Origin of the sequence: Brevundimonas sp. PAMC22021 (genome assembly GCF_019443405.1) — a bacterium.
Taxonomy (GTDB): Bacteria; Pseudomonadota; Alphaproteobacteria; order Caulobacterales; family Caulobacteraceae; genus Brevundimonas.
This window is the reverse complement of sequence record NZ_CP080376.1, coordinates 396,649-409,093: the sequence shown is the minus strand read 5'-3', so window position 1 is coordinate 409,093 and position 12,445 is coordinate 396,649. Positions and strand designations below refer to the sequence as shown.

Sequence of the window (12,445 nt, the reverse complement as noted above, 5' to 3'; positions counted from 1 at the left end):
GGATCAACGTCCGCGCGGCTCCCAGCCGTAGGCGACCCAGGTGCCGTCAACCTTGCGCGCCTCGATCACGCCCTCGGGGGCGGCGCGGACGGGCGCCAGATTGCGGCGCGCGCGCATCACGAAACCCGCCAGGAACACCACCATGCCCGCGAACAGGGCGATCACCGCCACGGCCGCGGCGGTGAACACAGCCAGCACCGCGCCGAGGGCCATGGCGGCCACGGCGGCCAGGGTGCTGACCAGCCAGATCACCGGCGCGAACAAACCGTCGGAACGACGACGGCGCACGCGGCCGGACAGGGCGATGGGGTCGGGCTGGAGCATGGCGATCCTTTCAGGCGCTCCAAGGAACGCCGAAAAGCCAATGTCGGTCCATCGCACGCAGCCGTCAATGCGTCGCCCGGTCACGGCGCCGTCATACAGGCGTCGGTCAAGGCAGCGGCTGCTCCGCCAGCACCGAGGCGCCCTGGCCTCGCATCCGCTCGCCCTCGACGCGGCGCATCACAGCCTGCGCCTGCGGATCGGCCATGACGCCGCCCAGCATGACCAGGGCTCGCGCCGCCTCGCTTTGCACGCCAAAAGCCTCCGACAGCGCCTCCCACGGCGACTTCTGCTCGGGGAAGCGCTTGAACCGCACCGATTGGTCGGCCGGAATGCGGGCCAGTGCCTTGGCCTTGGCCACAGCTTCGGTCACCCCACCCAGCTGGTCCACCAGGCCCAGCGGCAAAGCCTGCGCGCCCGTCCAGACCCGGCCGCGCGCGATCTCGCGCACCCGCTCGGCCGGCAACTTGCGGCCGGTCGAGACGCGGGCGATGAAGTCCTCATAGGTCCGGTCCATGCCGGCGGCGAAGGCCGCACGCTGGGACGGACTGAACGGCTGGCTGGTGGAAAAGGCGCTGGCGTAGTCGCCGCCCACGCCGATCTGGCGCGTATCGACGCCGAAGCGCGCCAGCGCGTCGGCCAGCACGAACTTGCCGCCGAACACGCCGATCGAGCCGGTCAGGGTCGAAGGCTGGGCCACGATCCAGTCGGCCTCCGAACTGATCCAGTAGCCGCCGGACGCGGCATAGGCGCCCATGGACACCACCACCGGCTTGCCCGCCGCGCGCGCGGCGCGCACCGCCGCCAGGATCTGCTCGGACGCTTCCGGCGAGCCGCCGGGCGAGGAGACGCGGAAGACGATGGCCTTTACGTCCTTGTCCTCGATGGCGTCATAGATGGCCTCGGCCGTATCGTCCGACTGGATGGACGAGCCGCCGCCGAAGCTTCCGCCGCCGCCGCGTCCGGTGACGATGGCGCCCTCGCCGCCGACGATGGCGACGGCGCTGCGGCCCGAGCCTTCGCGCTCTCCGACGTTGGAGGCGTAGTCGCCGAACTCCACGATCTCGCCGCGCGAGCCGGCCCGGCGCTTGGCCTCGGCCTCCGCTTCCTCGACCTGACCGACACGGTCGATCAGGCGGGCGGTCAGGGCGGCCTGCGCCGAGTACGGCCCGGCCTCGATCACGCCGCGCAGAGCCTGAGGCGTCATGCCCCGTCCGCGCGCCGCACCGCTGACGGCGCTGTCGTAGATGGCGGTCATCCAGGCGGTCATCGCCTCGCGGTGCGCGGGCGTGAAATCGCTCTGGGTGAACTGGTTGACGGCGTTCTTGTATTCGTAGCGTTGCTCGAACTCGGCATCGACGCCGTACTTTTCAAATGCGCGACCCAGGAACATCTCGTCGGTCGAGAAGCCCGCCGCGCCGAATGTCGCGGTGTTCTGCATCCACAACTGGTCGGCCGCCGCGCCGACCATATAGCTGGAAACGGCCGTGCCGACCGGCATCCAGCCCTGGCTGTGTGCGATCACCGGCTTGCCCGCTGCGCGGAAGCGGCGGATCGCCTGGCTGAGCTCGTCCGCCGTCGCCGGCGTCATGCCCATCTCGGGCAGGCGGATCAGCAGCGCCTTGACGTTGCGGTCCTCCCCGGCCTGGGCCAGCACGTCCACCACGCGCGTCACCGAAAGCCCCGCCCCGCTGAAGGCAGCGAACGGATTGGACGACGGCTGGTCGCTGAGACCCTCGCGCAGATCCAGCTCCAGCACCGTCTGGGCCGGCGTCGTCGGCTTGGACGAGGTCGTCAACGCCGCCGTCAGCAGCACCACCGGCACCACCACCAGGAACAGGATCAGCCCGGTGAAGACGCCGAGAACCGTCAGGAAGAACTGTTTCATGGCCCGACCATAGAGCCGCAGAGGCGCCCGTCAAATGAAGGCGATGTCACACACGGGCCTGAGATTGCCGCCCTTTCGCGTAATCCCTATATGCGGCGCCTGCGAGCGGGGGCCCATCGCCCCGCGTCATGCCCGGGAAGACGACCGCCATGCTGGTCACCCTGATGAAGTCCAAGCTGCACCGCGCCACGGTGACCCAGGCCGACCTGGACTATGAAGGCTCCATCGCCATCGACATGGACCTGCTGGACGCCGCCGGCATCTATCCGCACGAGCAGGTGGACGTGTTGAACATCACCAACGGTGCGCGCTTCACCACCTACGCCATCGAGGCCCCGCGCGGCTCGCGCGTGATCGGTGTCAACGGCGCGGCCGCCCGCCTGGTGCAGAAGAACGACAAGGTGATCGTCGTCACCTACGGCCAGCTTCCCCAGGAAGAAGCCCGCCAGTGGTCGCCCAACGTCGTGCTGCTGGACGACCGCAACGAGGTCAAGCCGGCGGCTTAAATCTTCTTCTTCCCGCCGCGTAGCGGCGGGAAGAAGAATGCGATGATCACCGCGCCAGGTCGTAGACGCCGGTGACGTCGATCCGGACCGTCAGTTCACCGGCGGCGACGGGCGTCGAAGCCATGTCGGCCATGGCGGCGCGAGCGTACATCACCGGCGGGCGCGGGGGCTGGGGCGAATAGCCGCCGCCTTCGGTCAGGCTGCGGATCGATCCCAGCGGCTGGTTCAGAGCCTGGGCGTAAAGCGCGGCCTTGGCCTGCAAGGCGCGCACCGCCAGTTGGCGCGCCTCGTTCTCGGCCGTCGTCGGGTCCTTCAGGCCGAAGCCGATGCCGTCGATCTGGTTGACGCCGGCGGCCACGACCGCATCGGCGGTGCTTCCGACCTTGGTGAGATCGTTGATGGTCACCGTGACCCGGTTGATCGCCTGATAGCCCCGCAGGCGAGGCGGCTGGTTTTCTTGGTAATCGTACTGCGCCTGCAGGTTCAGGCCCGAGGTCTGGACGTCGCGCTCGGCGATCCCGGCGCGGCGCAGCGCAGCGATGACGCGTGTCATCTGCTCGGCGTTCTGCTGCATGGCGGCCTGGGCGGTCGGGGCCTCGGTCTGCACGCCGAAGGTGATGGTCGCCATGTCCGGCGCGGTCTTGACCTCCCCATAGGCCGACAGGTTCAGCGACGGCCGCTCCGTCACCGCCTGGATGGTCAGGGGCGCGCCGCCGATCGGCTGGGACTGGGCCTGCGCTGTGGCGGCGATGGCGGTGGCGGCCAACAGGGCGCCGCCCAAGGCCAGGGCGCGGGTGGTGCGGGTCATGCGTTGTTCTCCTTCGGATCGCAGCGGCGAAGGCCGCGCGTCTTCCATGCGCGACCTTTGCCATTGTTCATCTGAATGAACGCAGACGGCCCGCTGTCAGGTTCCGTTCATCGCGGCTGTATTGGGCCGCATCGCTTGGCCACACAGCTTGGCAAGCCGCGCCCTCGCCTGCTAGGCGTTCGGCCCCGCGAACGGCGGCGGGCGCGTAGCTCAATGGTTAGAGCCGACCGCTCATAACGGTCTGGTTGGGGGTTCAAGTCCCTCCGCGCCTACCACCCTCTGTCGGGACCACGTAATAGTGGCTCAAAACCACTTAAGGATGGCTCAGCGTCTCAATCCGTCTAGCCGTCGGTTGGCTAGTTTTGTCCACCATGACTCTCAGCGGTCTTTCGAAAGATTGGCTTCACGCCGGCCGCGTCTGAATCCTTCCCGCTGCGACACTTTCGCGCCGTACCGGGCTGCCGGTCGCCTGGACGAAGTCTACTTCGCTCCGAGCTTGGCGGAATGACGGGTGACCGCTGTCGCAGTAGGCTGGCTGCATGATCCTCTTTTTGGCCGGCATCCTCGATCAGTTGGACTTAGCGCTTGAGCACGTCGCCAAGGGTGACGTCCATAATGCGCGGTTCGGCCTGATGCTGACCGATAACGCTCTCGAACTGGTGATGCACCAGATCGCCAAGGACAAGCGATCCGAGGCGGCAAGCTGGCGCTATCGCGAGAAGCCATACGAACATGAGGTGAAGCTAAAGCGGGCCTTCCTTGGTTCGTTCGACAACAAGATCGACTTCGCCAAGGTCGATGCTGGTATGTCAGCGGACCAAGGCCGAACTTTCAAAATCCTGCATCGCTATCGAAACGAGGTGCACCACGCAGGTCTTGCACACGAGACGATTTTGATGCCTCTCTCGCGCTTCTACCTCGCCTCGGCATGCGATTTCATCGGCACATATCGGGCACGTGGCCTCGGTTGGGCGTCGAACAATGTGATGCCTGAGCGCGCCGCCAAATATTTCACCGGCGGAAAGGGCTTCCCAGCAAAGGAAGACGACTTAAAGACAGGCTGCGCCACCATGCGGGGCGCTTCCGGCCACGATGACGACGCTCTAATCGAGGCTTTGGCTGACGACTATGAACGCATCGTCGAAGGAACTGACAACGACTGGTGTCCAATGTCCTGACGTCCCTTGGCGAAGGAAAGGCCGTCGAGGACGAGGCTCGCGCTGCCGCCTTACCGCCTCCTCCACTCAAGATAACCGCCTCCCCTCGCTATGCGCCTGCATCGCTAGCGAAGGGGCAAAAAGAGGCCTACGATCTGAACGATGACATTCCGTTCTAGTCAGATGAGTACTTAGCAGTTCCTCGATTTTGGGTAGGAGTAATGATCCAACAGCGTCACCGGACGGTACGGCTGCGAGTGACGGGGGATAAATGGGTGACATTCGAGATCAACTGAATGAACGTCTTAGGACGCTGCGAATGACAGCGGACCATGACCGGCAGGAAGTGGCTAATCCCAACAATCATCCGGCTGTCCGGGAAGCTGCTCTAGGCAAATTAAATGAGCTCTTCCATATCGAGAGCACCTTGGCGACCTATCAGTTGGCTGATGCTCAGCGCGAACTTGTGGCGGCACAGACAGCAGCAACGAGAGCTCAGGAGGCTGCGACAGACGAACTCAGGATCGCAAATGCGGCGGCGGATGACGCGAAAACCAAAGGCGAAGAAGTTCAGTTTTGGAGCCGGCGATTCCTGACCAACCTCTTGGTCGCCAACGCGGCGGGTTTTGTCGCCGTGCTGACGTTCATGGTCAAGACAGACAGCCCCGTGATCCGGCAGGAAGACGTTCTGAATGCATTAGCCTGTTTTGGCTCTGGCGCTGTGCTTGGCGGCTGCGTGCCGCTGTTCCGCATCATTGAAGTACGTTTTGGATCGGGCTTTCACAAAGTTGGGCCTGATGCCCAACCGCGTAAAAGTCCTTGGGGCAGGTTCTACAGCGACAACGGCTTGAACTTCGTAGCGGCGGTTGGCGGCAGCATTCTGCTAGCTATGGGCATCATGGTCGTTATCGGCTGTGCTCGCGGCTATTACGCCGCCAAATCGGCAGAAATGCCGCGCGAGCGCGAGGTCGTTGTTAGGGTGGTGCAGGTTCCGACGTCGCAACCGACGTGACAAACATAGCGGACGACAGTGTGCGGAGTCATGGTCCGGCTCAAGCGGGAGACGAGCATTGCTCATAATCGACCACTTGAACGTCGGCTTCCCGGAACCGCTTAAATGACGCCAGGGTGCCGGTTGCGACACGACAACGGCCTCCAACTGTTCCAACGCCGGCAGCCGACCAACCGGGCAAAGCGTCTGTACGCACCCTATCGATGTCACGGTAGAATTATCTGGTCGTCGACCAAAGTTGGTCCGACATCGTAGGTTCGCGTCTGCCCCGTTCGAAGGCGCTGTTCTGAGCATCAGGCGTCAGCCATCGCCGACTTACTACCTAGAACATCCGTTTACGTATTGTAGTGACGGCTCGGCGGCGCGTCCCCCACCCTAATAATACAGAACATATATGTTATTGCATATATCGGGTCCCGACATTCAACCCGACCCAAAACGGTAGAATTTATTCTGTGACTCCACTCGCGAGTCTTGCGAAAATCCTTCTGTAGCAATCTCGGCCCTTGGTCGAAGCGCTGACACTTTCAGACCGGGAAACCGGCCGCAGAGTAGAAGGACCGCACCCAATGCGACCGCCCTAAACACCTGCATTTTCAAAGTTGTACGCCAGATACAACTCGAGCCCCAGGCTATGCCAAGGGCTCGGTCGGGAAGCCTTCCGGCTCCAATCGTTGTCGCGACGATGGACGGATGTTCTCCCTGATCGAGCAGTAAGTCAACACGCTTCTATAGAGAAGCGTGACGACCTCGGCTGGCCGGATCCAAATCCACTCGTCGATCAAGGAAATTCGGATGGGCAATGTCCGTCGTCGATCCCTGCTGCCCGCAAATCAGCCCCCCCACAATAGATGTCGCCGTTCGCTCCGTAGCCCTGAAGGACGTGGAGCCTTTATCCTGGGAAAGCCTCTCGGCGTCAGCGACCCTGGTCGCCACGCCATGTGGAACCCCCATTCGCACCATCGTTACGGGGCGAAGATTCATTACGACCGGCGTCTACGCCAGCCGCAAGGCGGGCCGGCCGCAGCCCTACGAGAGCATGAACGAACGCGCGTTCTTCATGCATTGTGAGGTCGATACCGAGGTGCTCGATTATCGGGCACAGCCATTTCGGCTGGAGTTCGCGCAAGAGGGACGCAGGCGCACTTACATCGTCGACTGCGTACGGCTTATGGCCGACGGCAGCATTGAGGTGGTCGAGGTTAAATCCGACCCTCGTGCGCTTCATGATCATGACTACGCAGAGAAGCTCCACGCGATTCGGACGATCTGCGAGCAGGTCGGATGGCGCTTTCGCCTTGTATTCAAAATGGCGCTGCTGGAACCGGCGGCGGTCCATCAGAACGTGCTGGACGTCCAGTCTTGGCGAATGACCGAATACACGAGCGCGGATGTGTTTCGGATCGTGGAGGCGTTCCGACGAACAGGTCGCGCCGTTCTCGGAGACCTGGTCGAGCATTTCGCCTCACGGGCGCTCGCGTTTGCCAAACTGAAGGCCATGATGGTCGGGCGGATCGTGCGCATCGACCTGACGCAACCGATTGGGAATGCCACTCCAGTCGCTCTCGTCTCCGACTCAAGGGAGGCCTGGAAATGAGCCTCATGCGACTAGGCATAGGCGACGTCTGGGAGATCGACGGCGAGCGCCACTACCTCGATCGTATCCTTGAAGGCGGTTTTCTCGTCCTACGAGCCTTCGAAACTGGTCAGCCGTATCAGCGTCTGTTGGACACAGGCGAAGTCACCTCGCCCACAAGACAGTGGCTCGAAGATGAGTTCGCTGCCGGAACTGCGAAGAAGATCGACGTCGTTCCAGCCTCCAAGGCGCAGTTCGCACGCGAGGCGGATGTTGAACTCATCATTGAGACGGATCCAAGAGCGATTGTCAGGCAGATCGTTCTGAAATCCTTGGACCGGATGGGAGACTTTTCTCGAAGTGACGACAGCCTCCTAAGGGCGCTGGCCATCATCTGGGAAAGCAAGCCGCGACAACTGCTGCACCATCGCCCGCCGTCTCCATCAACAGTTCGCCGCTGGCTGAGACAGCGCGGCGCCGCCAATAATCGCCCACTTCGGGCAATGGTGTCCGCGTCAGGAAGGGTCTCACGGCGGAACCGGCTACCAGCCTCGGTCCGCCGGCGAATGCACGAGGCTGCTGCCGCGTACTGGTCAAATCTGAGGTTGAGCGTGGGTGACGCCTACGACGACCTGGTGGACCGCCTTCGACGGATCAATGGTGAAATCGAAAATCGGGCTGGCGTAAGCGTCCCTGTGCCGTCGAGGGAGACATTTCGAAAGCACCTTCGCAGCCTGGAGTGCTTCGAGACCGTCGCCGCACGCTACGGTGTGAAGGAGGCCAACAAGCGCTTCAAAGCCACCGGCAAAGGCCTGACGGCGCACAGACCGCTGCTCCTTGCCACCATCGATCACACGCCTGCGGACGTCCATATCGTGATGGAGGCCGACGAATGGCGCTACGTCGGACGACCCTTCCTGACGCTCATCGTGGACGTTCACTCGCGATGCATCCTCGGGTGGGTTTTGAGCTTCGAGCCACCTTCGCTGTACTCGGTGATCGAATGCATCAGGCGGGCTAATCGGCCGAAACCCCGGATGCGCGATCTGTTCCCAGACTGCCCAGAGCTCGCTGACATCTACGGCAAGTGCGACGAAGTTGTCGTCGACAACGGCCTGGAGTTCATCGGCCCGTCTTTCGAAAGCGGGATGACGGATCTCGGCGTCAGCATCCGTTGGGCGCCGATCAAAAGCCCGACCTACAAAGCGCTCGTGGAGCGCTTCTTCCTCACCTTGAACCTTATGCTTCACAATAAGCTGCCAGGGGGCACCTTCCCCCTGCAGAAGCTCAGGGAATGGGATCTAGACCCTCAGAAATTTGCGGTGCTGACACTTGAGCAGGCTGAGGGGCTCCTGGACCTCGCGATAGGGACTTACCATCAGTCTCTGCATCGATCCCTGAAGGATACGCCGGTCCGCACCTGGCTGCGGGGCGTGAACGCCGACACCGGGATAAATATCCTCGGGGACGACAGCCAACTCGACAAGCTTCTCGGCGCCCGAGAAGAACGGCTGGTCACCCGAAGCGGCGTAGAGCTTTTCAATCTGCGCTATCACGACCCGGCCATCACAGGCCCCCTCCTGGAGGATCTCGCGCGTCGAGAGGCCGTACGTGGCCGCCGGGAGGGTTCCGCCTCTGCCAAGGTGGCGGTGAAATACAATCCCGCGAACCTCGGCAAGATCCACGTCTGGAACGGTCCGCGCGGCGTTTACGTCACGCTGCCCTGCACTGATCGGGAGTACGCGGAAGGTCTATCCAAGTGGCAGCACGATCGGCTCCAGGAATGGCAACGCGAAAGCAATGCCCGGACTGAAGATGACCGCCGCGCCTTAAGGCTAAGGCTGCGATCTGCGATCGGTGCGCTGGAGGACCCGAAGATCCTTCGACGCCAGAAGCGAGCGCAGGCCCGATTGCTGGCTTCTCCCAAGATTGAGGCCCTGGGCGGCGGTGGGCTTCGCATCGCTCATGCGGAGCCGCGGCCTGACGGCATGGCTCCAGTCATCCCGACGGTCGCGCTAGCGGCTGAGCGGACGGACGACAGCGCGAAGCCTGTCCGCCCTCAGCGCGGCGGGAGACGAAAGATCCCCCGTCCGCCAACGATTCCAACGCCTAACGAGCAACCCGAATGGAACGTCGCCGATCTGGCCGACCAGTCTGAATGGAAGGACGTCCTGTGACCAGCTATCCCATCACAATCGAAATGAATGCTGAAGTTGCTAGGAAAATTTCTGCCTTCAAGGAGATATTCATCCCGTATCCGAAGCAGATGGAGCTCCATGTTGAGCTTGACTTTCTTCGGAAGCTTGGTCGCCAAACAACCGGGCAGCCTCAGATGGGACTACGTGTGCTGGCGCCCTCAGGATCGGGCAAGAGTACCGCCGCGCTGGCTTACATTGCGGCCGTCGAACGCGCCCGCCCCAGAACTGATACTTTTATTCCCATCGTGAAAATTGATTTGGAGCGAGGTTCCACACCTAAAAAATTCATGATGTCCGTCCTCATCGCTTACGGTGATCTGCATGCGGGCCACGGGAATGAACTCACCTTGAAGCGCCGCGTCTTCGCCTGCGTCGAGAGGTTCCAGACCGAGATGCTCATCGTCGATGAGTGTCAGCACCTGAACTATCGCAACGGCTTGAAGAATGATGTGACCGACACACTCAAGGGATTGCTGGACGCGGGCCTTCTGCCGATGGCCTTCCTCGGGACTGACGAAGCCATGCCGATGTTCGTCAGGAACCTACAGCTGAACGGACGCCTGCTGCCGCCATGCGACCTTCATCCGTTGAGCGTGCGCAGACCAGAAGATCGGCAGCTATTCGCGACTTTCGTCGTCAAGCTGGAAAAGGCCATTGTTGAGAGGGGCATTCTCCCGCAGCTGTCGACCTTGGCTGCAGACAATATACTTCCTGGTCTGTTCGAAGTTTCGGACGGTGTCATCGGCCGCGTCTGCCGCCTTTTTGAAGCCGCTCTGGTCCACGCTCTCAGGCGAGGAGCACACAAGCTGGAACGCGTCGATATCTCCTGGGCCACCGAGCGCTGGGGGATGGAGCAGGCGTTCATCGACCGCAATCCATTCGCGGGGAAAGCTTATGGCTGACGGGGCCTATTCGACGAATAGGGCTCCAGAGGCGCCGATTCCAAAGTTGCTGTTCCCGGTTGAGCCACAGCGGCACGAAACCTTGCTGGGATTTGTTGTCCGTTGCGTCGAACGGAATCGTTTGGGAACGCCCATCAGCTTTATGCGGGCCGTCGGTCTCGAGCTGAAGGCGAAGGGGGACTTTCTAGCTCGCCTCCAGCCCGAGCTGCCTAGGCTGGCGGAGGCTTTCAGTACCTCGCTCGACGCGCTTGAAAGCCTCTGGGGCGCCACGCCCCCCACCGAGGACCGAAAGCGCCGCCTAGGCGGCGTCTGGCTGCGCCCGTCGCTCATAGAACAGGCCGTGCGACGGGTGCCGCCTGGCCTTGAGGCGGGCGCCGCCGATGACGCGAAATGGATGATCAGGCCTATCGAATTTTGCTCCACGCGCTGGGAAGTCCTGATCGACCGCTGTCCCAACAGGTGGTGCGGCAAGGTCCTGACCTGGCCCAGGGCGGAAAGCCTGCACGTCTGTCGGCACTGCGGTACGCCAATCGCCGCCGCTCCTCGGCGCACCCTGCCTCGCCAAGATCGCCCTTGGCTGCAGTGGATGATGGCTCTGTTCAGTGACGACGAGGCGGCACGCCAGGCCACCGTGCGCCGCGTTCCCCCATCCTTCAGGGTCGAGACCGCCACAGAGATATTCGAACTCCTTCTGGCGTTTCGACACGCGTTCAGGGTCTCAGGCGCCGAGCCAGCAGAGGAGCTCGCTGATGACCCGGACGACGATGGCGAACAGGGGGATTGGCGCCACTGGGTTGCAGCCGTCCGTTTCATGCTGGAGTACCCGCGTTCCCATTGGGATATTCTGCAAAAGCGGGCCTCGCGAGAGCGCGACGCGTTCCACGTGGCGTTTAAACGCATCGCTCACAACTCCAATGTGCCGATCGTGCGTTCGGAACTGCTTCGCATCAACCTGGAGGCAGGCCATCTTCCCACGCGCTCCTCGTCCTGCGGATGGCGACCGGCTCCCGAGATTAGCTCGAACGCGGCTGCAAAGAAGCTGGGCGTGACGCCGGGCGCCCTGAAGCAGTTGGTCGAAGCGAAAATGCTGACGCCGCTGCGAACCCGAGGCGTCAAAGACAGGATCAATCTCTATGCAGAGGCCGATATCGATGCGTTGAAGGCTGCCCGCAACGAGGGGATATCATGCAACTGGTTCAGGGCAGTCTGCGCGCTGCCTGAGGTCGCGATCGAGCAGCTTGTCGCACTTAGCCATCTCGACTTCTGTCGGAACCCAGTCGCGTCGCTCCTTTATGGAGAAAGCCGGCTGAGGGCCGACACGGCTGAACCGGTATTGGAACGGATCATGGCCGTCGGCCGCCCCCGGAACAGCGACGGCTGGATCTCCTTGACCGATGCCTTCATGGGCGTCGGGGGGCGAGAGAAGCCTTGGGGACCGGTTCTGGCGGCTTGGCTCATGGGAGACCTTCCTGGAGGCCTTGCCAATAAATACGCATTCGCACCTCCCGTGCTCTCGATATCAGCCGCTGTGGCGCGCAGCCTTGTCATGGGCGGTCCTTCGACCACTCCGTGGTTCAGCTTCGAGCTGGAGCATTACGGCGATCTGCGGCGGGACTGGTTCTCGCCCGGCGAGACGGTTGCGTATTTGAACTGCTCTGCCGTTGAGATCAGCTATCTGGTCGAAAGAGGTCATCTGAGCCCTCTCGCCGGCCAAGGCCGGACCCGTTTCGGGCGCAGCGAAGTCGAAGAATTCGCTCGCGCGTGGATGAACACCAGGGAAGTGGCGGCGCGCTTAGGCGTGTCTCCTCGACATGTTTGGCGAGAACTGGAGCCGTACTGCATCCGGCGGTCGTTGGGTCGCGGGTTTCACAAGCGGGACGAGCTGGAGCCGATAGTGGAGCTTGAAGCCAGAGCTCGCAGGCATGACGCCATGCGACCGCATTCCTCGCTTTCAACCCTCGTTGCTTGAGGCGCCATTGGCCATGGATCGGAATGCTGCCCATGCAGGTATGCCTGAGCTCAGTGCAGGAGGGACCTCGAGCGCGGCGTTCTTCGAGAGGCAACTCGTTGGCCTCTG

At 62.6% G+C, this 12,445-nt stretch carries 10 protein-coding genes and 1 tRNA gene; 8 read left to right on the top strand and 3 right to left on the bottom strand.

The window, feature by feature from the left end; translation table 11 throughout:
- Positions 1-3 precede the first annotated feature (3 nt).
- Both KY493_RS01870 and sppA read right to left on the bottom strand, forming a co-directional pair.
- Positions 4-324 carry a hypothetical protein gene (locus tag KY493_RS01870; RefSeq protein WP_219897313.1) on the bottom strand — a complete coding sequence of 107 codons (321 nt, stop codon included), beginning with the start codon at positions 322-324 and terminating at the stop codon, positions 4-6.
- Positions 325-430: 106 nt separating this feature from the next.
- Complete coding sequence (gene sppA, locus KY493_RS01865) at positions 431-2,209, bottom strand: signal peptide peptidase SppA (RefSeq protein WP_219897312.1); 1,779 nt, start codon at positions 2,207-2,209, stop codon at positions 431-433.
- A 149-nt stretch (positions 2,210-2,358) separates the two neighbouring features.
- Between sppA and panD the strand changes: the two genes are divergently transcribed.
- Positions 2,359-2,715, top strand: a complete 357-nt coding sequence (gene panD / locus KY493_RS01860) for an aspartate 1-decarboxylase (protein ID WP_219898264.1) — start codon at positions 2,359-2,361, stop codon at positions 2,713-2,715.
- A 46-nt stretch (positions 2,716-2,761) separates the two neighbouring features.
- Here the strand turns inward: panD and KY493_RS01855 are convergent, their stop codons facing one another.
- Positions 2,762-3,523 carry an SIMPL domain-containing protein gene (locus KY493_RS01855; RefSeq protein ID WP_219897311.1) on the bottom strand — a complete coding sequence of 254 codons (762 nt, stop codon included), beginning with the start codon at positions 3,521-3,523 and terminating at the stop codon, positions 2,762-2,764.
- 199 nt (positions 3,524-3,722) lie between these two features.
- Here KY493_RS01855 and KY493_RS01850 point away from each other — a divergent pair.
- From KY493_RS01850 to KY493_RS01820, 7 genes are all read left to right on the top strand, one after another.
- Positions 3,723-3,798 (top strand) — tRNA-Ile (locus tag KY493_RS01850).
- A gap of 264 nt (positions 3,799-4,062) precedes the next feature.
- Positions 4,063-4,701, top strand: a complete 639-nt coding sequence (locus tag KY493_RS01845; RefSeq protein WP_219897310.1) for a hypothetical protein — start codon at positions 4,063-4,065, stop codon at positions 4,699-4,701.
- 298 nt (positions 4,702-4,999) lie between these two features.
- Positions 5,000-5,692, top strand: coding sequence for a hypothetical protein (locus tag KY493_RS01840; protein WP_219897309.1), 693 nt, complete (start codon positions 5,000-5,002; stop codon positions 5,690-5,692).
- 802 nt (positions 5,693-6,494) lie between these two features.
- Positions 6,495-7,289 carry a TnsA endonuclease N-terminal domain-containing protein gene (locus tag KY493_RS01835; RefSeq protein ID WP_219897308.1) on the top strand — a complete coding sequence of 265 codons (795 nt, stop codon included), beginning with the start codon at positions 6,495-6,497 and terminating at the stop codon, positions 7,287-7,289.
- On the top strand, positions 7,286-9,445 hold the full coding sequence (locus tag KY493_RS01830; protein ID WP_219897307.1) for a Mu transposase C-terminal domain-containing protein: 2,160 nt from the start codon (positions 7,286-7,288) through the stop codon (positions 9,443-9,445). The genes KY493_RS01835 and KY493_RS01830 overlap by 4 nt, the downstream gene beginning before the upstream one ends.
- A complete protein-coding gene (locus KY493_RS01825; RefSeq protein WP_219897306.1) occupies positions 9,442-10,368 on the top strand; it encodes an ATP-binding protein in 927 nt (308 codons plus the stop codon). Before KY493_RS01830 ends, KY493_RS01825 begins: the two co-directional genes overlap by 4 nt.
- Positions 10,361-12,337, top strand: a complete 1,977-nt coding sequence (locus KY493_RS01820) for a hypothetical protein (RefSeq protein ID WP_219897305.1) — start codon at positions 10,361-10,363, stop codon at positions 12,335-12,337. Before KY493_RS01825 ends, KY493_RS01820 begins: the two co-directional genes overlap by 8 nt.
- The last annotated feature ends 108 nt before the right edge of the window (positions 12,338-12,445 follow it).

Coding starts and splice junctions, on each gene's coding strand:
- KY493_RS01870 (WP_219897313.1), bottom strand. CDS start 324: ATGCTCCAGCCCGACCCCATCGCCCTGTCCGGCCGCGTGCGCCGTCGT.
- sppA (WP_219897312.1), bottom strand. CDS start 2,209: ATGAAACAGTTCTTCCTGACGGTTCTCGGCGTCTTCACCGGGCTGATC.
- panD (WP_219898264.1), top strand. CDS start 2,359: ATGCTGGTCACCCTGATGAAGTCCAAGCTGCACCGCGCCACGGTGACC.
- KY493_RS01855 (WP_219897311.1), bottom strand. CDS start 3,523: ATGACCCGCACCACCCGCGCCCTGGCCTTGGGCGGCGCCCTGTTGGCC.
- KY493_RS01845 (WP_219897310.1), top strand. CDS start 4,063: ATGATCCTCTTTTTGGCCGGCATCCTCGATCAGTTGGACTTAGCGCTT.
- KY493_RS01840 (WP_219897309.1), top strand. CDS start 5,000: ATGACAGCGGACCATGACCGGCAGGAAGTGGCTAATCCCAACAATCAT.
- KY493_RS01835 (WP_219897308.1), top strand. CDS start 6,495: ATGTCCGTCGTCGATCCCTGCTGCCCGCAAATCAGCCCCCCCACAATA.
- KY493_RS01830 (WP_219897307.1), top strand. CDS start 7,286: ATGAGCCTCATGCGACTAGGCATAGGCGACGTCTGGGAGATCGACGGC.
- KY493_RS01820 (WP_219897305.1), top strand. CDS start 10,361: ATGGCTGACGGGGCCTATTCGACGAATAGGGCTCCAGAGGCGCCGATT.